A 21,690-nucleotide genomic window follows, 5' to 3' on the forward strand; every position below is an offset into this window, starting at 1 on the left:
GAAAACAAACAGTCAGTCGGCCAGTTCAGCGCCGATGGTTTCAGTGGATTTTTTATCGTTGTTGAGCAGGATGTTGAGGACGATGGCGGTGATCGCACCGAGGAAAATCCCGCTGTCGAGCACCAGTTTCAGGGTCGGGCCGACGTGTTCGAACAGCGCCGGAAAGGACATCGGCAGCACGCCGACGCTCACCGAGACGGCGACGATAATGCCGTTGCGCGTCCCCTCGAATTGCACCCGCGACAGTTCTTGAATGCCCGCCACCGTGGTCATGCCGAACATCACGATCGCGCAGCCACCGAGCACTGGCGTCGGCACTGCGGCGATCAACGCGCCGAGTTTCGGGAACAGCCCCATCAGCACCATGATTGCCCCGGCCGCGGCCACGACGAAGCGGCTTTTCACGTTCGAAAGCGCGATCAAACCGGTGTTTTGAGTGAAAGCGTTGTAGGGAAAACTGTTGAACAAGCCACCAAGCATGGTCGATAGGCCATCGGCGCGGAATGCGTTGCCGAGGGTCTGTTGCGTGGTGGCTTTGCCGGTCAGTTTGCCGATCGCCAGGCAGTTGCCGGTGGTCTCGGCCATGATCACCAGCATCGCCAGGGTCATGATCAGAATCGGCACCGGCGCGAATTCCGGCGCGCCGAAGGCCATCGGCGCACTCAGCTCGAACCACGCCGCTTCGCTGACCCGACCGAAGTGAGTCATGCCGCAAGCCGCTGCGATCAGGCTGCCGACGAACAGGCCAATCAGCACGCTGAGGTTGCCAATGAAACCCTTGAATTTGGCGTAGATCACCAACGTCACGCTGACCGTGGCCAAGCCCAGTAACAGGTTGGCGGGATTGCCGAAGTCCGCCGAGTCGGGATTGCCACCGCCCAGCCAGATCGCCGCTGCCGGCATCAGCGAGATGCCGATAATGGTGATCAGACTGCCAATCACTACCGGCGGAAAAAACCGCAGCAAGCGGCTGAACACCGGTGCCAACGCAATGGTGATAAAGCCCGCCGCGATCACCGCACCGAAAATCTGACTGAGGCCGAATTCCTTGCCGATCATGATCATCGGCGCCAGGGCTATGAACGAGCAGCCCTGAATCAGCGGCAGCCGCGCGCCGAACTTCCAGAAGCCAAGGGTTTGAATCAACGTCGCCACCCCCGAGGTCAACAGGTTGGCGTTAATCAGTAAAACGATCTGCGCCGAGGTCAGCCCCATCGCACTGCCGAGAATCAGCGGCACTGCCACCGCTCCCGCGTACATCACCAGCACATGCTGCAAGCCAAACGTGAACAACTGTCGCAGTGGCAAAACCTCGTCCACCGGATGAATGCGTTGTGTAGTCATTTCACACGCTCCTGAAGGTGCGGCATCTGTTGAGATCGCGGGCATGCTCAGGGGCGCTTGAAAGTCAGATCCGCCCCGGAGATCGTTTGACGCGGGGCCATAGTTGAACGTTTATTACGATGAAACAAATTAGCAACCATCGTTTTTTTCGATGGCACAATCACGCATTCGTTAGCCGCTCCAAACCTTTATTTTCGACCCGGGAGTTCACCGCTTGCGCTTCTCACTCGATCAACTGTTGATGTTCGTCCAAGTGGTCAAAAGCGGATCGTTCTCCGCAGCCGGGCGCCAACTGGGCAAGACCCAATCGACCATCAGCGCGGCGATTGCCAACCTCGAAACCGACCTTGGCGTCGACCTGTTCGATCGCAGCAACCGCAGCCCTGCCCTCACCGCCAGCGGCCACAAATTGCTCGTGCAGGCCGAAGCCGTGCTCGAACGCTGCATGACCTTCGAAGCCCACGCCGATTGCCTTTCGGACAATGTCGAAACCAGCCTGACACTGGCGATTGAAACGCCGTACGGCCCGATCATGCCGGTGCTCAAGGCCTTCGAAGCCGCGTTCCCCTTTGTCGACCTGATCATCCGCCATCCGGTGTATGGCGACGTCAGCGAATTGGTCAGCAGCGGCGAAGCGGTACTCGGTGTGGCGTTTTCGCAGCCCGGCTACCCCAAGGAACTGGCGTTCCAGCAACTGGGCAAACTGATCATGCTCCACGTCTGCCATCCCGAGCATCCATTGGCGCAACTCGATGACGTCACCTTCGACGACCTGCACGTCCATCGCCGCCTGGCCTTCAGCGCCCACGCAAGCAAACTGCCGAGCAGCGAATACCTGCGCTCGACCCAGTTGTGGCAAGCGGAAAGCTATCTGGCGTTATTGGAAATGGTCCGCGCCGGGCTCGGCTGGGCCACCCTGCCCCGTCAGCTTGTTCAGCGCGAACTGGCCAATGGTGAGCTGGTGGAACTGCAGCTCTCGGCGTATCCGCATACGGACTGGCAGATCGGTGTGGATTTGTTGTGGGCGCGGCAGCGACCGCTGGGCAAGGCCGAGCGGTGGCTGAAGGAGAAATTGCAGGGCAACAAGGTGTATGAGCTGGACCGCAACGGGCAGATCACCACACTTTGACGGGGGGACAAAGAGGCCCGCCAAAGCGGGCCTCGATTGCAGGCGTTGTCACTACGCCAGTTTGACTGTTTCAGTCTGAGCGTTGTGCTCAGGACGGATCTTGAACCAGATGGAATACATCGCCGGCAGGAACACCAGCGTCATGATGGTACCGACGAATGTGCCGCCGATCAGGGTGTAGGCCAGCGTGCCCCAGAACACCGAGTGTGTCAGGGGAATAAACGCCAGGATGGCCGCCAGCGCCGTCAGCAGGACCGGCCGCGCGCGTTGCACCGTGGCCTCGACCACGGCGTGGAACGGGTCCAGCCCTTCCAGCGTGTTGTGATGGATCTGCCCGATCAGAATCAGTGTATTGCGCATCAGGATCCCCGACAGCGCAATCAGACCGACCAGCGCATTGATGCCAAACGGCTGATTGAAGATCAGCAGCGTCGGCACCACGCCAATCAAGCCTAGCGGTGATGTGAGGAAGACCATGATCATCGCCGCGATCGAACGCACCTGCACGATGATGATCAGCAACGTCATGGCGATCATGATCGGCAGCAAGGGCAAGATCGCCTTGCCCGCCTTGCCGGACTCCTCGATAGCCCCCGCCTGCTCGATGCGGTAACCGGAAGGCAACGTGTCGATGATCGGCTGCAACTGCTTGATGATCGAACTCGATACATCCGGTGGCTGCAAACCTTCGGCAATGTCGCCACGCACAGTGATCGTCGGTGTGCGATCACGGCGGCGCAGAATCGGGTCCTCCATGCGCACATCGACTTCGCCAATCTGCGACAACGGGATGCGTTGCCCTGCCGCACCGACCAGGGTGAAACCCTTGATTTGCGCCGGGTCGAGCCTGATATTGCCCGCCGCACGCCCGACGACCTGCACAGAACGAATATCCTCGCGCACCGCCGTGATCGGCACTCCACTCAGCAGAAACTGCAGTTGCTGGGCGACCGCATTGGAGGTCAGCCCCACTGCCTGCAGACGGTCCTGATCGAGACTGAAATGCAAGGTCGGGGTCAGCGGTCCCCAGTCGGTGTTCACCGTTCTCATCATCGGGCTGTCTTGCAGCACGCTCCGGACCTGCTCGGCGATATCGCGCAGCTTCGCCGGATCAGGGCCCATCACCCGGTAGGCAACCGGAAACGGAGAATAAGGACCGAACACAATTTGCGTGGCCCTGACACGGGCTTCCGGCGCGAGCCCCTCGGCAACCGCTTCGCGCAGCCGGAACTTGAGGGTTTCGCGTGCTTCCTGACTGTCCGTCAGCACCACGATTTTCGCAAACGAAGGGTCGGGTAATTCTGGCGCCATCGCCAGGAAGAAACGCGGCGCACCCTGGCCGATATAGGCCGTGACGATTTTGGCCTCATCCTGCTTTTGCAACCAGGCTTCGACCTTGGCGGCCGTGGCGCTGGTCTGCTCGATCGAAGTGCCGTAGGGCATTTGCACCTCGATCATCACCTCGGGGCGGTCAGAGGTCGGGAAGAACTGTTTCTTCACCAGCCCCATGCCTGGCACGGCGACAAAAAACAGCGTGACCACCGTGCCTGCTACTAACCATTTGCGGGCGATCACCGCGGTCAGCAGCCGGCGGAAGCGGTTGTAATTCGGCGTGTTATAGATCGCCGCGTGGCCACCTTCGACCTTCTTGATGTCCGGCAACAATTTCACGCCCAGATACGGGGTGAACGCCACCGCGACGACCCAGGAAGCGATCAATGCGATGCCGACGATCCAGAACATGTTGCTGGTGTACTCGCCGGCAGTGGACTGGGCAAAACCGTTCGGCAAAAAGCCGATTGCCGTCACCAGCGTACCGGACAGCATCGGCGCTGCCGTATGGCTCCAGGCATAGGCGGATGCCTTGATGCGGTCGTAGCCCTCCTCCATTTTCACCACCATCATTTCAATGGCGATGATCGCGTCATCGACCAACAGCCCGAGCGCAAGGATCAATGAGCCGAGGGTGATGCGATCGAAATTCTTGCCAGTGGCGGCCATCACCACGAACACGATCGCCAGGGTCAACGGCACAGCCGCTGCGACCACCACCCCTACTCGCCAGCCCATACTCAGAAAACAAACGAGCATGACCACCAGCAGCGCGACAAAAAACTTCACCATGAACTCGCCGACCGCCGAGTCGATATTGACTGCCTGGTCGGTGACTTTGGCGAGTGTCATGCCCAATGGCATTTCCGCATTGATCCGCGCGGTCTCCGCATCCAGCGCCTTGCCCAGATCCAGACCGTTCCAGCCCTCGCGCATCACCACGCCCAGCAGCAGCGCGTCTTCACCGTTATTGCGTACAACAAAGGTCGCCGGATCTTCGTAACCGCGTTCAACCGTCGCCACATCAGAGAGCTTGAGTGTGCGCCCCTGCACGAAGACCGGTGTGTCGCGAATTTTCTGCACCTTGTCGAAGGCACCGTCGAGACGCAGAAAAACCTGCGGCCCATTGGTTTCGATGGAGCCGGCGGGCGTCAGCACGTTCTGACTGTTCAGCGCGGCGAAGATGTCCTGCGGCGACAAGCCGAGGGTCGCCAGCCGGTCATGGGAAAACGAAACGTAGATGCGCTCGGCTTGCTCACCGATGATGTTGACCTTCTTCACCCCCGGCACATGCAACAGACGCTGGCGCATGGCTTCCGCATCACGCACCAGCAAGCGCTGCGGCTCGCCTTTGGCTTTCAAGGCGAACAGCGCGAAGGTCACGTCGGAAAACTCATCGTTGACCATCGGCCCGATCACACCGGCCGGCAGCCTGATGGCCTCATCGTCGAGTTTCTTGCGTGCTTGGTAGAACTCTTCCTGCACTTGCGAGGGTGGCGTGCTATCGAGCAACGACACCATCGTGAACGCCAGTCCAGGACGAGTGTAGGTTTCCGAGCGGTCATACCACTTGAGTTCTTGCAGGCGCTTTTCAAGGGGTTCGGCGACCTGACCCTGCATCTCTTGCGCCGTCGCACCGGGCCACGCGGTAATCACGGTCAACTGCTTGACCGTGAACGGTGGATCTTCCGCACGTCCCAACTTAAAGAACGACAACGTCCCTGCAACAGCGATCAGAAAGATCAGGAACACCGTGATCGCCCGCTCGCGCACGGCGATGGCCGAAAGATTGAATCGCCCTTGGCTCATGGACGGCTCCCGGCAACGCTGGCTGCGCTCTGCTGCGGCAATCGCACCTCTTCGCCATCGCGCAGCAGATGGGCGCCCAACGCTACAACCTTGTCACCGGCTGTAAGGTCGCCAGCGATGCGCGCCGAATCATCGCTCACCCCCAGCACCTGAACCGCTCGCCAGGTCACAGTTGCCGGTGTTCCGGCAATCACCCACACACCGGGGCCTTTGCCCGGGTCGTAAACGGCGGCGATGGGGACTTGTAACGCTTGAGTCTGGGTGGCGCCCTCGGCAATGCTGAGGGTCACGGTCGCACCGATTGGCGCATTGGCCAGCGGCCCCTCAAGCACATAGCGCGCTTCGAACGTGCGCGTTGTACGGTCTGCCGAGTCCGAAAGCAGCCGCAGTTTTGCCGTGACAGCCGCTGAATTCATGCCGTAGAGGCTGGCTTGCGCGGTGGAGCCGGCGGCCGGACGCAGGGTTTCGGGCAGATGCACGATGGCTTCGCGCTGACCTGCACGGGCCAGTCGAACCACCGGTTGTCCCGGACTGACGACTTGTCCCGGTTCAGCGAGTGTTTCCACCACCACGCCGTCCGCATCAGCGACCAGCAGCGCATAACCCGAGGTATTGCGCGCTACATCGGCTTGCGCTTGCGCGGCGTTGAGCTGCGCTTTTGCCGTCTCTGCGGCGGCTCTGAACTGATCGTAGGCTGATGCCGAAATAGCGCCAACGCCGACCAGTTTGCGATAGCGAGCCTCATCGTCGGCTGTCTGTTTGGCGCTGGCGCGAGCAGCTATGACCGCCGCCTGCTGCGCCCGCGCTTGCAGCCCGAGGTCGACCGGGTCGAGACGCATCAGCGGCTGCCCTCGCTTAACGGCCTGCCCTGTATCAACCAGGCGTTCCAGCACTTTGCCCGATACGCGAAAACCCAGGTCGCCCTGAACGCGCGCCGCGACCACTCCGGTGAAAGAACGAGCGACATCGGGTGACGCCTGAACAGCAGCGGATCTGACCAGCGGCGCCTGTGTGCGAGGATCCGCAACGCTGGAAGATTCGCCACAGGCGCTCAGGGCGAGAGGCAACAAGCATGCGGCAATGGGGAAAGGTCGGAGCCGGCGCATAGGTTCCCTTACTGAGGAATAGGATGATCATCATATTCTCAGCCTTGTGACCAATAACGTCAATGGTCACAAACTGCATCCTGACCACCTGCAGTATCGAACTACGAATCGGCTGACGGGCCTGCCTAAAAACGGTAGCTCACCGAAGTCCCGAGCCCGTTCGCAGTGTTCTTGTATCTGGCACTGTAGGCTCCTCTCGATGCCGAGGTGTCGTTGACCTCGACGCTCTCCTCCCAAAGGTAGGAATAAGCCAGGTCGATCGTGACATTTTCCACCGGCGTCCAGCCGGCACCGAAGCTGAGCACCTTGCGGTCGCCCGTCGGAATGCGCGGCCCCCGGTTAGTGTTGTTGGCCGGTGACTGATCAACCGAAAAACCGGCACGAAGCACCCATTGGTTATTCAGTTGATAGGCCGCACCGATCGCGTGAGCCCAGGTGTCGTGCCAGTTCTGCTCTTCGCTGATCGTCCCCAACTGGCCACTCAGCAACGGCGGCAAGCCACTGTTCTCGATCGTCAGCTCCTTGAAGCGGCTCCAGCGCGTCCAGGTACTGCCCAGATAAAGCGTCCAGTCGTTATTGAATTGATGCGTGACCGAAAAGTCCACCGACTCGGGCGTGTCGACGTCCAGCGACGCGTCATAGCTGCGGCCGCTGACGCCCAGCACGCTGAAGATGCCATCGGTGACCTTGGTTTTCGCATCAAGGTGGTAACTGACTTTGGAGTGATAGGTCAGCCCCAGGCGCGTCCGGTCTGTTGCCTGCACCAGCACGCCGGCGTTGAAACCTAGCGCGGTGTCATCGCCGGTGCTTTTCAGCTTGCCGTCATTACGCCCTGGGCTGAGTGGATTGGGGACCATGCCGGATATCTCGCCGCTGATACGGTTGATGGTCGGACCAAAGCCGATCGAGACTTTTTCGTTAAAGGCGTAGCTGATGGTCGGTTGGAAAGTCAGCGTGGTGACTTCGCTCTTGTTGGCGTAATAGCGCCCGGCAAAACCACTGCCGTAGTCGGTGATCAACCCGAACGGTACATAAAATCCGACGCCGAATGCCCAGTGGTCATCGATGGGTTTGACGTAATACCCCATCGGTACGGTGGTCGTCGGCACCATGTCGCCATCTTCATTGCCGCCGAACGTACTGCGCGTCCGGCTGATATCCGACTTGGCGAACAGTGTCGCCGCGCCCACGCTGACCTGCTCCCGTTTAAGCCGCGCCATGCCCGCCGGGTTGCCATAAATCGTACTGGCGTCTTCGGCTGATGAAGAGCGCCCGGCAAAACCAGATCCCATCCCGCTGATGCTTTGTTCGTTGAGTGCAAAGCCACCGGCTAGCACATTGGAAGACGCAAGCACGACGGCCAGGCCCACGGGACTCTTGAGCATTGTTTTTTTCATTATCGGGACTCTATGGAGATCACTGGAATAGAACATTGAGCACTACAGCGACGCCATATTATCCATGTGACCATTTCAGTCAATGGTCACGTTGAGCTAAATTCAATGCCCTCCCGGTACTCATGTACCGGGGACAGGAAACTTGATAAGGGGGGATGTCGCCTTGACTCGAATCGCCTGAAAACTTTGCTCAGCGATGGGTCAAGGCATGAGGCTGCGCAGGATGAGGTTGGTGGTCAGCGTGGGCGCTTGTTCGATCAGATCCAGATTGTGTTGCAACAGCAGCGGGTTGACGAAAGGTCGCAGCGCCAGATTGATCGCCTCGACGGTCTCGTCCAGCGGGGTCTTGCGCTCGAACTCCCCCGCTTCTCGACCTTGACGCACGATGTCGAGGATAAAGCCCTTGATCTGCGCTTCGTACACCTGGGCGCTGTTCCAGCGCTCTGATGCGGAAAACGCCGCGATGTCGTAGAGCTTGCGATCGTTGAAGAACAGATCCACACCCGTGGCGATCACGGTTTTCACCAACCTGCGCAAGCGCTCGGTGGCTGAAACCGCTTCGGTATTCACCGCTTGTTCGACGGCTGCAGCGATTTGGCCCAGACAGTTGGAGCAAATGGCCTCGCCAATCGCTTGCTTGGAATCAAAGAATTTATAGATGTAGGCCTTGGAAAAACCGATGGCCTTGGCCAGGTCGGAAACCGTGGTTTTACCGTAGCCGTATTGGCTGAAGTGCTCGTTGGCCGCGGCGACAATCTGGTCGCGAATGTCGTGTTCGGCGGGGCCGCGAGTGCTCGGCGAGGAGGCAGTTAGGGATGGCTGATTCATGGGGGCAGCTTACTCACCCTATGAATGACTGACAACTCGCCGAGCATTGTTGAACGTGTTACACCACGGCGGCTTCAATCGTCCTGGAACGCCACGCAAATCCCAACACCATCAGCAGCCCCAGGCCCGCCATTGCCGCGCCGGCCAGGGAGATCGCCGGATAACCCAGCCCGCTGCTGATCACCGCGCCGCCCAGCGCCGCGCCAATCGCGTTGCCGAAGTTGAAGGCGCCGATGTTCACCGCCGAGGCCAGATTGGGTGCGTCCTTGGCCGCTTCCATTACACGCATTTGTAACGGCGGCACCAGAGCGAAGCTGGCGATACCCCAGATCAGGATGGCCACGGCGGCTGGCAGCGGCCAGCGCATCAGTACGGTGAACGCCAACAAGACCAGAATCAGCACGCTCAGCGAGACGATCAGGGTGCGATCTATCGAGCGGTCAGCGGCCTTGCCGCCCCACATGTTGCCCAGCGTCAACCCGACACCGTAAAGCATCAGCATGGCGGTGATGTAGGCAGTGGATGCATGGGTCTCGCTGCTGAGGATTGGCGCGATGTAGGTGAAGACAGTGAACATGGCACTCGAGCCGACGACAGTCAGGGCCAGTGCGGCCAGCACCGGGCCGCGCCCCAATACCCGGATTTCCGCCATGACACCGACGCTTTGCGGCGCCCGAACGTTGGGCAAAGCGAACCACAACGCGGCCATGGTCAGCACGCCCAGGCCGGTAATGCCCCAGAAAGCCGTGCGCCAACCGAACAGTTCGCCAAACCAGGCAGCCAGCGGCACACCGCCGATGGTCGCCAGGGTCAGGCCCATGAACATCGCCGCAACCGCCCCGGCACGTTTTTCCGGGGCGACCAGGGTGGCGGCGACGACGGAGCCAACGCCAAAAAAGGCACCGTGGTTCAGTGAGGTCACGACCCTGGCGACCATGAGACTGTAGTAATCGGTGGCCAGGGCCGACATCAGATTACCGAGGGTGAAAATCGCCATAAGCCCGATCAGCAGATAGCGCCGGGGAATTCTGCCGGTGGTCAGGGTCATCAGCGGTGCGCCGAGCAATACGCCCAGCGCATAAGCACTGACCAGCAAACCGGCAGCGGGAATGGAAACGCCCAGATCCGCAGCGATACCCGGCAACATGCCCATGGGGGCGAATTCTGTTACGCCGATGCCGAAGGCACCGATGGCGAGTGCAACAAGTGGTGGATTGATACGCATGGAAAGCTCCTTATCTATGCCGCCAATGCTACGATCCTGTCTTTTAAGGCGGTAGATAGCATTTTTGGCAATCACCTTTGCGTAGGAGGCACAAGTGGATTTCAACGGCAGATCAGGTGAAATGAGCGTATTCACCACCGTCGCGCAGGAAGGCAGCCTGTCGGCCGCCGCGCGTGCACTGGGCCTGACACCCTCGGCAGTCAGTCGGATCATCGCGCGCACCGAGCAACGGCTTGGCACTCGCCTGCTGTTGCGCACCACCCGAGCGATCACCTTCACGGCCGAGGGCGAAGCGTTCCTGCGCGGCGCCCGACGAATCCTCGCCGACATGGATGAAGTCGAAGAAGCCATCGCCGATCAAGGCGTGCCCAAGGGGCGATTGCGGGTCAGTGCCGCCCTTGGCCATGGACGGCTGGCCATCGTTCCCTTGGTCGCAGCCTTCAGCGCCCGTTACCCGAACATCGTCGTCGACCTCAACCTCGGCGACGAAGTGGTCGACATTCTTGGCGGGCAAGCCGACGTCGCGGTGCGCTTCGGCCATCTGCCCGACAGCCCGCTGACCGCACGCAGGATCGGCACCACCGGCCAGGTCGTGGTGGCATCGCCGGAGTATCTGCAACGCCACGGCATCCCTCAGGAACCGGAAGACCTGCTACAGCACAACTGCCTGCGCTTCAATTTCAAGCGTGCCGAACCCAACTGGCCATTCATTCGCGATGGCAAAGCGTTTTCCCTGAAGGTCAGCGGCAACATCGAATGCAGCAGTGGTGAAGCGCTGGCGCAATTCGCGCGAATGGGCGCCGGCATTGCCCGTATCGGGGAGTTCAGCGTGAGTGAGGATCTGCAGCGCGGCGAACTGATTGCGCTGTTGCAAGACTGGAACCCGGGGGATCAGGAACCGATTCATGCGGTGTTCGTCGGTGGCGCGGCAATGCCGGCGCGGGTTCGGTTGTTCGTGGACTTCTTGGTGGAACATCATCGGATGTCAGCGCAGGTATAAGCTGATATTTCCGCAGCTGCATTGCGGACAATTTGGCGCGTGCGCATGACATCCCAAACAACAAGGTGCGGAGCAAGGAAGTCACCCCTTGAGTACATTTCGAAAGTATCTTTGCCTGGACTTGTTACTTTGGATCTACCTCGGCTGTTGGAATACCACGCTACCGCTGATCATCGTGCAGCGAGGAAGCCTGCTGGAGCTGGCCGCCTACGAAACAGCGCTCGCACTCGCGGCGATCATTTCGATGTTGTGTCTGGCGCCGCGTGTTGAGTCGATGCGCCGCAGTACGGCGCTCAAGGTGGGCTGTTTTGCGATCTTGATGGCCAGCGTATTGCGATACGTTTTTACTGCAAACTGGTATTCGCTTGATGCGCTGATATTGCTCGATGTGATCGCTGCATCAGCATTTGGAATGATCCAGCCTCTTTTGGGCATCTATCCTGCGGAAACCGTTGATAAACATCGTGCGGAGGCTGCATTTCGCGCCCGGCGCATCGTTGTTACGGTCGGCCGGGTTGCCGGGCCTTTGTTGGCGGGTATTGTGATTACGGTTTCTTCACTGGAAATCTCGCTGCTATTCGTGTCGATCGTGGGATTGGTCATTGTGGTTTTCGCCATGGCATTACCGATCAGCACTGCCCCTGCCCTACAACACCGAAAATCATCAACCGATCTTATTAATGACATGCTGTTGGGGCTTAAACTCAAATGCGTTCTACCGCCAGAACAATTTTTGACCTTTTCCGGATTACTGCTTGGTCTGGCCGTTACCGCGACCATACCGATGCTGGTGCCAGCGCTCATACACACTCGGGGTCTGGCTGAAGGTAGCGTTGGCCTGTTCAATGCGATATTCGCGGGCGGAGCCGTTGCAGGTTTGTTCTTTTTAAGCCCGCTGATTAGCAAAAAGGAAAATCAGCGCAACAAGTATCTTGGATGTTGGGCCCTATTAACGTTTGCACTCTGTGCAGCGACACAAGCCGACGAGATCTGGCAGTTGAGTACTTGCCTGTTTTTCGTCGGGGCGGCGAGTGCTTGCATTACGATGGTCGGAATGGACAAGAGGCTCATGTCGATCCCCTCCGGCGTACGCGTGCGACTGATGGCATCCACATTAGTGATCAGTCAACTAGGCGGCTCGGTGTCATTCATGATGACGGGCACCATCATGTCCGTATCCGGTGCATCCAGTTTGATGTGGCTTTATCTCGGGGTATTTCTGGTTATCGTCATATATTCCATGCGATCAAAAAAGATATGGCACTTCCTCGAAGATGACGCTGAGTCAGAGCTGTATTACGCAAAAAACCATCCGAAACTGGCGGCAGTCATGAGTCGATGAAATGTCTCCTGAGAATGTGCCCGACATGCCGGGACGACGCGATCACCCATATTGGAGAGGTACATTCATGGATCAGAAAAATGGCCAACGTGCCAACGCCGACTGGGTCATCCGCAGTGTTCAACCGGGAGGAATCGAGCGTATCGAAGCGTGGTTCGGCAGCCACGGCTACGATCCTCATCGACACGACACCTACTCGATCGGCCGTACGTTGGCGGGCGTCCAGAGCTTTCACTACGCAGGCTCGCTGCGCCACGGTATCCCCGGCAACACGCTCGTGCTTCACCCCGACGAACTCCACGATGGCATGGCCGGTACGGACGCAGGCTTTCGTTATCGAATGGCCTACGTTGATCCGGCATTAATCCAGAACGTTCTGGGTGGGGAACCCTTGCCCTTTATCGCAGGGGGACTTTCGAGCGATCCGCGTCTGTTCCGTGCCAGCGAAGCATTCGTGCAAGCGGTGGATCATCCACTGGAAACACTGGAGGAACAGGACGCGCTGTATGACCTGGCGATGGCGTTGCGTGCGGTCGGCGGCAAGCCGCGCGGGCGCAAGCGTCTGGATTATCGCGCAGCCGAGCGCGCCAGAGCATTCATCCTGGAACATCTGCACACATGCATTTCGCTGGAGATGCTGGAACATGCCAGTGGGCGCGAACGCTGGAGCCTGTCACGCGACTTCAGAACACTTTACGGTACGAGCCCTTACCGATTTGTCACCCTGCGCCGTCTGGATCGGTTCCGCGCATTGGTGCTTGAAGGTTTCGCCCTGGTGGATGCGTCCCTCATCGCGGGTTTCCACGATCAAAGTCATATGACGCGACACTTCACCCGCTGCTACGGAGTTCCGCCCATGCGCTGGCTGGAACGATTGCGGGCCGCACGCTGACTTGCAGGATCGTACAAGAGCGCCCTGCTCCATGCTCTATAGGATGACGACTTCGACCACAGAGGATCTGTCATGTCAAAGCTCCGTCATCAACAATCATCAGTTCCTGTAAACCTGGCACGTAAAGCTTCGCTCATCGAACAGCAATGGAGCCCCAGGGTTGTTGCAGAGATGAATGACTACCAGTTCAAGGTTGTGCGAATCGAAGGCGAATTCATCTGGCACTCACATCCTGAGACCGACGAAGCATTTCTTGTCCTGGAAGGCACCTTGCGCATCGACCTGCCGGATAGCTGCGTCTATGTGAATCCGGGTGAACTGTATGTAGTTCCCCGTGGTGTTGAACATCGGATGGCTGCTGAAGGTGAAACAAAACTGATGATGATCGAGCCACGAGGTATTTTGAATACCGGGCATGAAGATGGCGAAAGAACGGCTTTGAACGACGTCTGGATATAATCCAGCGTCATCCTGTGTAATGTCTGAGCTGAGTTGGAAATAGTTGACCTTGACCGGTAGCTATCGGCCAATAGCAGACGTTCGTGAACGACCGGTTTCGACCCAAAACGGACATTCATTGCAGGCAACTATCGGCCGATGCTTGTCTATCGCGAAGTATTTACTCTGGCGTCATGAGCCAACTAAGGTTTAGCTTTAACAGTTGCATTTTAAACTTATTGAGGTGCGACAACCTCACATCCCCGTAGAGAACTCAGGAGGATGTTTGATTGCAGCTCGCATCGTACGCAAGGCGTCATTGTATTGGCAAAGAACATGCAAAACCCAATCGGCACGTGCGCGGATGCGCATATCATTTTCATCTGAAGGGCACTCACTATTAAACATTGATTCAACGTTTCTTATAATCAGTTGCTCAGGCAAATACAGGATCCGGCTATTTTTATAGCTTGAAGCACGTAACTCTGTAATTGGGTAGGCTCCCCCAAGTCCAGCCGAAACGCCAACTAGAAGCGCGGGCTTATGTCCTAGTTCGCTGAGCCCTGCGTACAAAAAGAAGTTCTTCAGGGCCGGGCAAGCCATGCCATTCCATTCCGGGCTGATCACGATCAATGCTGTTGCTTTTTTGAGGATGGATTGCTGGACACTCCAGGCTTTCTGAGTGTCTTCTTCTGGCCACAGCGGTAGCGGACTCGACGCCAGATCTATTAGTTCATTTGAGTCACAAAGCTCAAGTGCTGCTAACCGGTCGCGCAGATAATGGGCAACTTTGATTGATTGACTGTTGGATCTATTCGATCCAGACAGCAAAACGATATGACGACTCATTGTGCGACCTTCTGTTTAGCTTCACTTACCTTGGGTGCCGTGCGATGGGAGCGAACGATTGGCCAGAACAATTCTTCTTTCCAGCTTATCGGTGACAAGTGTTCGATACCGTATGCTGGCGGACGCCTACGGGTAATTTTGGCTGTTCCGAACAACACATCCCATAAAAATAACAGGTTACCGAAATTACCTTTGTAGTGAGTCACGCCATCCTCTGCAGTCAAACCGTGATGCGCAGAATGAGTGGATGGAGTGGAGATGGTTCGCTCAAGAACCCAGATGATCGGCCGTAAAGCGCGAATGCGATAGAGTTTGTCGTCCCACGCAACATTGCTGTGTGCGGCGAAGATCACAGTCATTTTTATAATCAGATAAACATAATAAACGGGTGCGAGCCCCAGATAAATCAACACGCCTGATAGCCAGATGCCCGGCATCAAGAGATAGTAGAAACTATTGTTGCGGTAGACGATGCGAATACTCATATAGGGCGCGGAATGATGTGCGCGATGCAATGCATAAAGAGCAGGAATACGATGCGTCAGGCGATGCCACCAATATTGGGTCATGTCATCCAGCAGTAGAAACAACGCAAATCCTGCGATCCATGGAATAGAGGTCAGTGCGCCCTTCATTTCCGGGATGGCGTGATTTAATATCAGACCACTTAGCCACATGACTAAAGGAAATGTGACCATCACTAATATACCGGAGCCGACGACTTCAATGAGCACGTCACGTTTACTACCTGACGACTGACGAAGCGAGGAACAGGCAAGTTCCAGTAAAATGAAGGAGAGGAAAATCCCGGCTACTATCACAGCGGGGTTATTGACGAGCATTGTTGTATTCATGGCACTCTCGATTTAGGCCCTTGCGGGCAATGCCCTTTCATTAGAAACCTGCGAGCAAGTCCTCCCAATGCGCGAAATGGACAAAATTGAGCTAGAACCGGCCAACCGCCCCCCCCAACGCTTTCATCGCGGCAGGCTGGGCCAGGTATTGGAGCGCTTCCTTGATAGCCAGGTTGCCCGGAAAAGTACGGATTACAACCTGATCGAACTGGATCAACTGTGGCGCGAAGCGGCACGTATCGATCCGGCGATCGGATTAAAATTGTTCGCGCTATTCACACCCCAGGACTGGCATGTCTTGGCTTATCTTTGCCTGTACAGTCCAGATATTTTGTCAGCCATGCACCTTTGGGCCCGGTACGCACCTCTTGCCTCGGACACAGACAATGTCAGGTTGGTTAATGACGAAAACGGCGTCGGAGTCGAATTGAACGTTGATGCGCCAGGAGAGTTGGCGCGGTATGTCGTCGAACACTACGGGGTTATGTCCATAGCGCAGTTACGACGAGGTACAGGACACAATGTGCAGCCGATTTTGGCAAAGTTCACTCATTCGCGTCCGTCGTATTACAAGCAATACACCGAATGGTTTGGTGATCGAGTCGAGTTTGATTGCTCGATCAACTGCTTCTATTTTCATGCTCGAAGCTTAAGCCTGCCAATGCAAACCCGTCATCACGGGATGTTGGAATTATTAACGCAGGAGCTGGATCGACGGATCGCCGCGCATCGGAACTTCAGCGGTTGGTCAGCCAAGGTTGCTGAAGGAGCGCGACGATCTCTAGCGAGACGTGAAACTCCCAATCTGGACAATCTGGCGAAGTCGCTGCACCAGACGCCAAGGACCTTGCGCAGACGGCTGGAAGAGCAAGGTACAACCTTCAGACAATTGCTCGATCAGATTCGCGCAGAATTGGAAATGCATCTTGAATTGCAGGGAGAGTCATTAACGGAGATTGCAGCTCAACTAGGTTACAGCGATTTGACGGCGTATCTACACGCCCGAAGCCGATGGCGTGACATGAAATAAGGTGGCAGCCCGAATTTTTCGTAACGGCAGTGCGACCTCAAAAATTCGCCTCATCACGCGCGAGTGATTTTCGTGCAGTTTCAACCCTGCGCCAAGCGGGCATCAAACTTCGTATTGTTCACCCCCTCCACCTCTCAACATCGGCATGATTCAAGCCAGAGATTCCAACTTGTCGTCACAGACGGCAGAGCGCCTGAGCTCCAGGATCGTGCGTTCATGCACTGCGCCCCACTCTCGCATCGCACTCACCAATGGCGCGAGTGAGTCACCTAACGCTGTAAGCGAATACTCAACTTTGGGTGGCACCTCGCGATAGATTTCGCGATGAATCACCCCGTCAGTCTCCAGTTCTCTGAGCTGAAGTGTGAGCATCCTCTGCGTGATATCTGGAATTAGCCGACGCAGCTCGTTGAAGCGCTTCGTGCCCGACATCAGGTGAAAAAGCATGAGCGATTTCCATTTTCCACCAATGACATCAACAGTGAAGGCGACGGGACACGCGAAAGCCTCAATCTCATCCTGAGGGTTACATTTTTTCACTGTTATCACCTTGGTATAAAAAGTGTGCCTACCGCACAAAATTGTGCGTACTTACGTCGATGTGCTGCAAAAGTTAGCATGATTCCATGTTCACCACGATGGAATCTGCCAGATGAGTTTGTTGTTATCACCCTATGAAATTAAGGGCCTCACCCTGAAAAACCGGGTCGTCATGTCCCCTATGTGCATGCACATGGCGGCGGATGATGGCTTCGTGACCGACTGGCACCGCGTTCATTACGGCGCTCGTGCCCTGGGTCAGGCAGCACTGATTTTTCCCGAAACGCTGGCCATTCAGGCTGACGGTCGTATTGGAGCCGGTGACCTTGGCATCTGGAGCGATGAGCACGTTGTTGGCTTGAAGGCGCTAACAGAATTGCTTCACGGTTTTGGTGCAAAAGCCGGCGCTCAGATCGGCCATGCGGGGCGCAATGCTGACCTGCCCGGTCTGATTCACATCGCGCCATCGGCGATTCCATTTACGCAAACCAGCCCTGTTCCTCGCGAACTCGCGGCTGATGAGATTCCGGCTCTGGTAAAGCTTTACGGCGATGCCGCACGTCGCGCCAGCGAAGCGGGCTTCGATGTGCTTGAGATCCATGCCGCGCACGGCTACTTGTTAAGTGAGTTTCTCTCGCCGCTGGCTAACACCCGCGACGACGAGTATGGCGGTGATGCCAAGCGTCGTTATCGCTTCCTGCGCGAGGTACTGGAAGAGGTTAAAACTCATTGGGGGGATCGCCCTCTATTCGTTCGCATCTCCAGCTCTGATTACGCCGAAGGCGGAAACACGCCCGAATCGTTTCTCGAATATGGTCGCTGGATGAAAGCGCAGGGCGTTGACTTGATCGACTGCAGCTCCGGCGGGATCAAGATGGTCAAGGTCGAGACCTACCCGGGTTACCAGGTGCCGGCCGCTGAATTACTGCGTAAGGAATTGCATATTGCGACAGGCGCTGTGGGGGTGATCCAGAGTGGGCGTCAGGCGGAAGAAATCTTGCAGAACGGCCGAGCTGATCTGGTGTTTGTCGGGCGGCAAATGCTCCGAGATCCATTCTGGGTTCGCACCGCTGCAGATGATCTTAAGGAAATCATCGAGATTCCTACCGCCTACACACGTTATGGATCTGTCTGGCTTGATACCAAAGCCTGATGCCTTTGTTGCACTAATCCTATGAAGCAGGAGCAAGCACATGAGCAAACCGACTTACGTTGAAGAATACCAAGCCATCACCGAGGTGCTTAACAAATACATTGAGGGCTGCAAGCAGGCCAAAAGCAGCATCATGAAGCCCGCTTTCAGTGAGCAAGCAACCATGTTCAGTGTCGATGGTGACGGTAAGCTGGCGGGCGGCGCAATTTCAATCCTGTTCAACGGGATCGACAAGGGTTTCCGCCCTTCTCCTGACGCACCAGCAGCTATCGTCCGCGTCGAAGTCGTCGGTACGGCGGCTAGTGCTCGCATCGACGCCAACGACATGTCAGGCATCTCTTTCACCGACTTTTTTCATCTGCTGAAAGTTGATGGCAAGTGGACTGTGATTAGCAAGATTTTTCAAACTCATGTAGGGCCTTGATGGAATGGTCGTCCGACGGCCCCTGCTTATCGTTGACATCGGAATCTGAGCCTAGCCCGGCTCAGACTCTGGTGGCGAATAAGCTGCGATGAGCGAGAAAAAAGGCGCCAAATTGGCGCCTCAACGTTATCAAGCGACTTTGATCACAACCTTCCCAAACGCTCCCCTCGCGAGATGTTCGTAAGCTTCTCGTGCTTTCTCGAACGGATAAACCTGATCGATCACGGGACGGATTTCGTGCTCGTTGAGGAACGCGTTCATCCGGTCGAATGATGAACGCGGCGCCACGGCGATTCCGCGAATGGTCGTCTGGCGGAAAATAAGTGGCATCAGATTGAGCTCAACGGTTTGTCCAGTGAGAAAGCCGATCTGTGCAATGCGCCCCGATGCTTTGGTTGCTGCGACCGATTGATTGATGCCGCTGCCACCGGCCACATCGAGTAGCAGATCCACGCCCTTGCCGTCGGTTAATTTCAGCACTTCGTCCGCCCACTTCGGGGTGGTTCTGTAGTTGATGCCAGCCACGGCTCCCAGTCCCGTCACAGTTTGCAGATTCTGGTCGCTGCTCGACGTTGCAATGACCTTCGCACCAAGTGCACTAGCAATCTGCACGGCAAATATCGATACACCTCCAGTGCCCTGAACCAATACGGTTTGGCCCGGCTGGATTTGTCCAAAGTCCACCAGCGAATACCAGGCTGTGAGCGCAGCAATGGGCAGTGTTGCCGCCTCTTCGTCGCTCATGTTGTCGGGGGCACCGACGGCACTGTCTTCATGGATGATCATGTATTCGGCCAGACCGCCGGGCAACGGCGAACCGAAGCAGTAATCGGGTTCGTTCGGCCCTGGCTCGCCATCCAGCCAACGGGAGTAAAGGTGGGAGTTGACGCGATCACCGACTTTAAAGCGCGTGACGTTGTCACCAATCGCAACTACCGTGCCGGCAGCATCGCTCACTGGAATCAGCGGCTTGGGCACCATGTGCGGTTCATAAATGCCGTCGACGATAGCCTTGTCGCGAAAGTTGAGCGAGACAGCGCCGACCTTCACCAGTAACTCGCCAGCCTTGGGTTGCGGGGTCGCAACCTCTCCCAATTGCAGGTTGTCGAGTCCGAAATCTTTCAATAACCAAGCTTTCATTGCCAGTCTCCAATTACACATCAATGGCCACGAACCAGAGCCGGTTCCGCCTTGGGTGCATTTTTCGCTGCTGAAGGCGCGCAATAAATGCGTGGAAAAAGACATGATTGTTCTATTCTTGGATAACAATCATGTTCAACCTTTGATTCATTCGGGTTCATAGGAAAGCGTCATGGAATTGCTTCAATCGATGCGCCTGTTCGCCAGGCTTGCCGAACTTGGCAGCTTTACCAAAGCTGCCGAATCGCTAGACATCGGGCGACCTCAGGTCACTCGATATATCCAGGAGCTGGAAACGTCATTGGGCGTGCGCTTGTTCCAGCGCACCACGAGAAAGGTCGCACTCACCGCCGAGGGCGAGAGATTCTATGAACGGGTACAGGAAATTCTGGCGGGTATTGCTGCTGCGACCTCAATGTTCGATCGATCAGGAGCAACGCTCACAGGCCGGCTGCGCGTCGATATCCCGAGCGCCTTCGCGCAGATGAAATTCATCAATAGCCTTAAAGAATTCACCGTCTGCTACCCCAGTATCAACATGGTTCTGGGCGTGACTGATCGGGCCGTCGACTTGATCGGCGAAGGCGTCGACTGTGCGTTGCGTATCGGCGATCTACCTGATTCGACGTTGATCGCTCGCCCTGTCGCGATGGCGACGATGGTGACGTGTGCCGCGCCCGGGTATTTGAACGAACATGGCGAACCCAAGACACTTGACGATCTGGCCTCCCATCGAGGCGTCAACTTCTTGTCCGGTCAGAGCAACAGAACATTGCCCTGGCATTTTTCGGTAAAAGGTCGGGATCGATCCTTTGTGCCTGACGCCGGCATCACCGTCACCGAGTCGAATGCGTACGTTCAGTGTGGCGTGTCTGGCTTCGGAATAATTCAGGCGCCCGGGATCGCCGTGGCCGAGCATTTGGAAAGTCGCGGTTTGGTGGAGATTCTAAAACCCTATCGGCCAGCCCCTCGCCCGGTGTCGTTGCTATACCCGAGCCGGACTCATCTGGCGCCCCAGGTTCAAGCTTTTATTGAGTGGCTGCAAGAGCGCTTTCCGTACCTTCATTCTGACTGGCTGGAACTCTAGCGATCAAGCTGTGTAAACGGTGGTTACAGGGCGGAACCGGTCCTTTGCAAACGTCCGTTCCTGCCCAATTCACATAACCCCCTTATGTAACCCGAAAACACGCCGATACCGTGCTGCAGCACGGAAGCACCGCAGCAGCACTTACTTCATGGACGGCAGGAACCCGAACAATGTTGGAATACCTCTGGCGCAGCATCCATTCCCCGGACTACTTGCCCAACGTACTGGACTGGATGCTCCATATTCTCCTCAGCCCGTTCATGGTGATCATGTGCCTGATGGTCGGCGCGCTGGCCGGTAAATGGTGGAGAGCACTGCCCTACGGCAGTCTGACTTGCTATGTGGTCTTTCTGAGCCGGTCTTCTTTCTATCGGTGGGAAAGCATTTTCCCCATAGCCGGCCTGCCTGCGCTCGCCATAGATGGCGCACTGCTTGCGCTCCTCGGCTTCTATTTGAAAGGCGTACTAAGAACCCGCTCTGAAGCAAAACCCGAAGGTCATTGGCTGCGCAGGCTTTATCAAGGCCTTAAGGCCGTCATGCTGACAATCATGGTGATGTTCTGGGGAGTCGTCGTGCTGTTTGTCGTGGTCTTCACTGTCTCAGTCGCGACCCAACCGTCATTGGTGCACTGAGCAGCCTTCCGCTGGCCAGGGTCTGTACGAAAAAGTGCCCGGTGGTTAGCGTTCAAATCGTCCAGACGCTGGATGCATTCTTTTACTCGCAGCCCCTACAGAGTGATGCCATTCGCGCCAATGCGAACGCTGAACGCCT

General features: G+C 57.0%; 20 protein-coding genes. 10 read left to right on the top strand and 10 right to left on the bottom strand.

Annotation, left to right across the window (positions count from 1 at the left end; translation table 11 throughout):
* Window positions 1-12: 12 nt before the first annotated feature.
* Entirely contained in the window at window positions 13-1,344 is a 1,332-nt protein-coding gene (locus tag LOY43_RS14385; RefSeq protein ID WP_258708228.1) for a nucleobase:cation symporter-2 family protein, read from the bottom strand.
* Window positions 1,345-1,558: 214 nt separating this feature from the next.
* Here LOY43_RS14385 and LOY43_RS14390 point away from each other — a divergent pair, with 214 nt between their 5' ends.
* Window positions 1,559-2,473, top strand: a complete 915-nt coding sequence (locus LOY43_RS14390) for a LysR family transcriptional regulator (protein WP_095048995.1) — start codon at window positions 1,559-1,561, stop codon at window positions 2,471-2,473.
* 51 nt (window positions 2,474-2,524) lie between these two features.
* On the opposite strand, the gene LOY43_RS14395 is transcribed toward LOY43_RS14390, so the two are convergent.
* The 5 genes from LOY43_RS14395 to LOY43_RS14415 all read right to left on the bottom strand — a co-directional run bounded on the left by LOY43_RS14395 (window position 2,525) and on the right by LOY43_RS14415 (window position 10,170).
* Window positions 2,525-5,614, bottom strand: a complete 3,090-nt coding sequence (locus LOY43_RS14395; protein ID WP_258708229.1) for an efflux RND transporter permease subunit — start codon at window positions 5,612-5,614, stop codon at window positions 2,525-2,527.
* Window positions 5,611-6,720, bottom strand: coding sequence for an efflux RND transporter periplasmic adaptor subunit (locus tag LOY43_RS14400; protein ID WP_258708230.1), 1,110 nt, complete (start codon window positions 6,718-6,720; stop codon window positions 5,611-5,613). The genes LOY43_RS14395 and LOY43_RS14400 overlap by 4 nt, the downstream gene beginning before the upstream one ends.
* Before the next feature lie 125 nt (window positions 6,721-6,845).
* Window positions 6,846-8,117: an OmpP1/FadL family transporter gene (locus tag LOY43_RS14405; RefSeq protein WP_258708231.1), complete on the bottom strand. Its 1,272-nt coding sequence runs from the start codon at window positions 8,115-8,117 to the stop codon at window positions 6,846-6,848.
* 201 nt (window positions 8,118-8,318) lie between these two features.
* A complete protein-coding gene (locus LOY43_RS14410; RefSeq protein ID WP_258708232.1) occupies window positions 8,319-8,945 on the bottom strand; it encodes a TetR/AcrR family transcriptional regulator in 627 nt (208 codons plus the stop codon).
* Between the two features lie 58 nt (window positions 8,946-9,003).
* The gene (locus LOY43_RS14415; protein WP_258708233.1) at window positions 9,004-10,170 is read right to left on the bottom strand and encodes an MFS transporter; all 1,167 of its coding nucleotides are present in this window, start codon (window positions 10,168-10,170) and stop codon (window positions 9,004-9,006) included.
* 94 nt (window positions 10,171-10,264) lie between these two features.
* Between LOY43_RS14415 and LOY43_RS14420 the strand changes: the two genes are divergently transcribed.
* The 4 genes from LOY43_RS14420 (at window position 10,265) to LOY43_RS14435 (ending at window position 13,863) form a co-directional block, all read left to right on the top strand.
* The gene (locus tag LOY43_RS14420) at window positions 10,265-11,170 is read left to right on the top strand and encodes a LysR family transcriptional regulator (RefSeq protein ID WP_194935087.1); all 906 of its coding nucleotides are present in this window, start codon (window positions 10,265-10,267) and stop codon (window positions 11,168-11,170) included.
* Window positions 11,171-11,258: 88 nt separating this feature from the next.
* Window positions 11,259-12,512, top strand: coding sequence for an MFS transporter (locus tag LOY43_RS14425; protein WP_258708234.1), 1,254 nt, complete (start codon window positions 11,259-11,261; stop codon window positions 12,510-12,512).
* A 67-nt stretch (window positions 12,513-12,579) separates the two neighbouring features.
* Window positions 12,580-13,404 carry an AraC family transcriptional regulator gene (locus tag LOY43_RS14430; protein WP_258708235.1) on the top strand — a complete coding sequence of 275 codons (825 nt, stop codon included), beginning with the start codon at window positions 12,580-12,582 and terminating at the stop codon, window positions 13,402-13,404.
* 72 nt (window positions 13,405-13,476) lie between these two features.
* Entirely contained in the window at window positions 13,477-13,863 is a 387-nt protein-coding gene (locus LOY43_RS14435; protein ID WP_258708236.1) for a cupin domain-containing protein, read from the top strand.
* Window positions 13,864-14,097: 234 nt separating this feature from the next.
* Here LOY43_RS14435 and LOY43_RS14440 read toward each other — a convergent pair whose 3' ends face one another.
* Entirely contained in the window at window positions 14,098-14,691 is a 594-nt protein-coding gene (locus tag LOY43_RS14440; RefSeq protein WP_258708237.1) for an NADPH-dependent FMN reductase, read from the bottom strand.
* Window positions 14,688-15,545 carry a sterol desaturase family protein gene (locus LOY43_RS14445; protein WP_095126003.1) on the bottom strand — a complete coding sequence of 286 codons (858 nt, stop codon included), beginning with the start codon at window positions 15,543-15,545 and terminating at the stop codon, window positions 14,688-14,690. The genes LOY43_RS14440 and LOY43_RS14445 overlap by 4 nt, the downstream gene beginning before the upstream one ends.
* Before the next feature lie 67 nt (window positions 15,546-15,612).
* Between LOY43_RS14445 and LOY43_RS14450 the strand changes: the two genes are divergently transcribed.
* On the top strand, window positions 15,613-16,575 hold the full coding sequence (locus LOY43_RS14450; RefSeq protein ID WP_095049007.1) for an AraC family transcriptional regulator ligand-binding domain-containing protein: 963 nt from the start codon (window positions 15,613-15,615) through the stop codon (window positions 16,573-16,575).
* 150 nt (window positions 16,576-16,725) lie between these two features.
* Here LOY43_RS14450 and LOY43_RS14455 read toward each other — a convergent pair whose 3' ends face one another.
* Window positions 16,726-17,115, bottom strand: a complete 390-nt coding sequence (locus LOY43_RS14455) for a helix-turn-helix domain-containing protein (protein WP_095126004.1) — start codon at window positions 17,113-17,115, stop codon at window positions 16,726-16,728.
* Between the two features lie 112 nt (window positions 17,116-17,227).
* Between LOY43_RS14455 and namA the strand changes: the two genes are divergently transcribed.
* Together namA and LOY43_RS14465 are read left to right on the top strand one after the other, a co-directional pair.
* Window positions 17,228-18,268, top strand: a complete 1,041-nt coding sequence (namA, locus tag LOY43_RS14460; protein ID WP_095126005.1) for an NADPH dehydrogenase NamA — start codon at window positions 17,228-17,230, stop codon at window positions 18,266-18,268.
* A 40-nt stretch (window positions 18,269-18,308) separates the two neighbouring features.
* Window positions 18,309-18,692 carry a nuclear transport factor 2 family protein gene (locus LOY43_RS14465; protein ID WP_258708238.1) on the top strand — a complete coding sequence of 128 codons (384 nt, stop codon included), beginning with the start codon at window positions 18,309-18,311 and terminating at the stop codon, window positions 18,690-18,692.
* Between the two features lie 129 nt (window positions 18,693-18,821).
* On the opposite strand, the gene LOY43_RS14470 is transcribed toward LOY43_RS14465, so the two are convergent.
* A complete protein-coding gene (locus LOY43_RS14470; protein ID WP_095126007.1) occupies window positions 18,822-19,832 on the bottom strand; it encodes an NAD(P)-dependent alcohol dehydrogenase in 1,011 nt (336 codons plus the stop codon).
* A gap of 172 nt (window positions 19,833-20,004) precedes the next feature.
* Here LOY43_RS14470 and LOY43_RS14475 point away from each other — a divergent pair, with 172 nt between their 5' ends.
* Complete coding sequence (locus tag LOY43_RS14475; protein WP_095126008.1) at window positions 20,005-20,919, top strand: LysR family transcriptional regulator; 915 nt, start codon at window positions 20,005-20,007, stop codon at window positions 20,917-20,919.
* A 170-nt stretch (window positions 20,920-21,089) separates the two neighbouring features.
* Window positions 21,090-21,551 carry a hypothetical protein gene (locus LOY43_RS14480; protein ID WP_258708239.1) on the top strand — a complete coding sequence of 154 codons (462 nt, stop codon included), beginning with the start codon at window positions 21,090-21,092 and terminating at the stop codon, window positions 21,549-21,551.
* Window positions 21,552-21,690: the final 139 nt, after the last annotated feature.

This window comes from Pseudomonas sp. B21-041 (assembly GCF_024748675.1).
GTDB lineage: Bacteria > Pseudomonadota > Gammaproteobacteria > Pseudomonadales > Pseudomonadaceae > Aquipseudomonas > Aquipseudomonas neuropathica.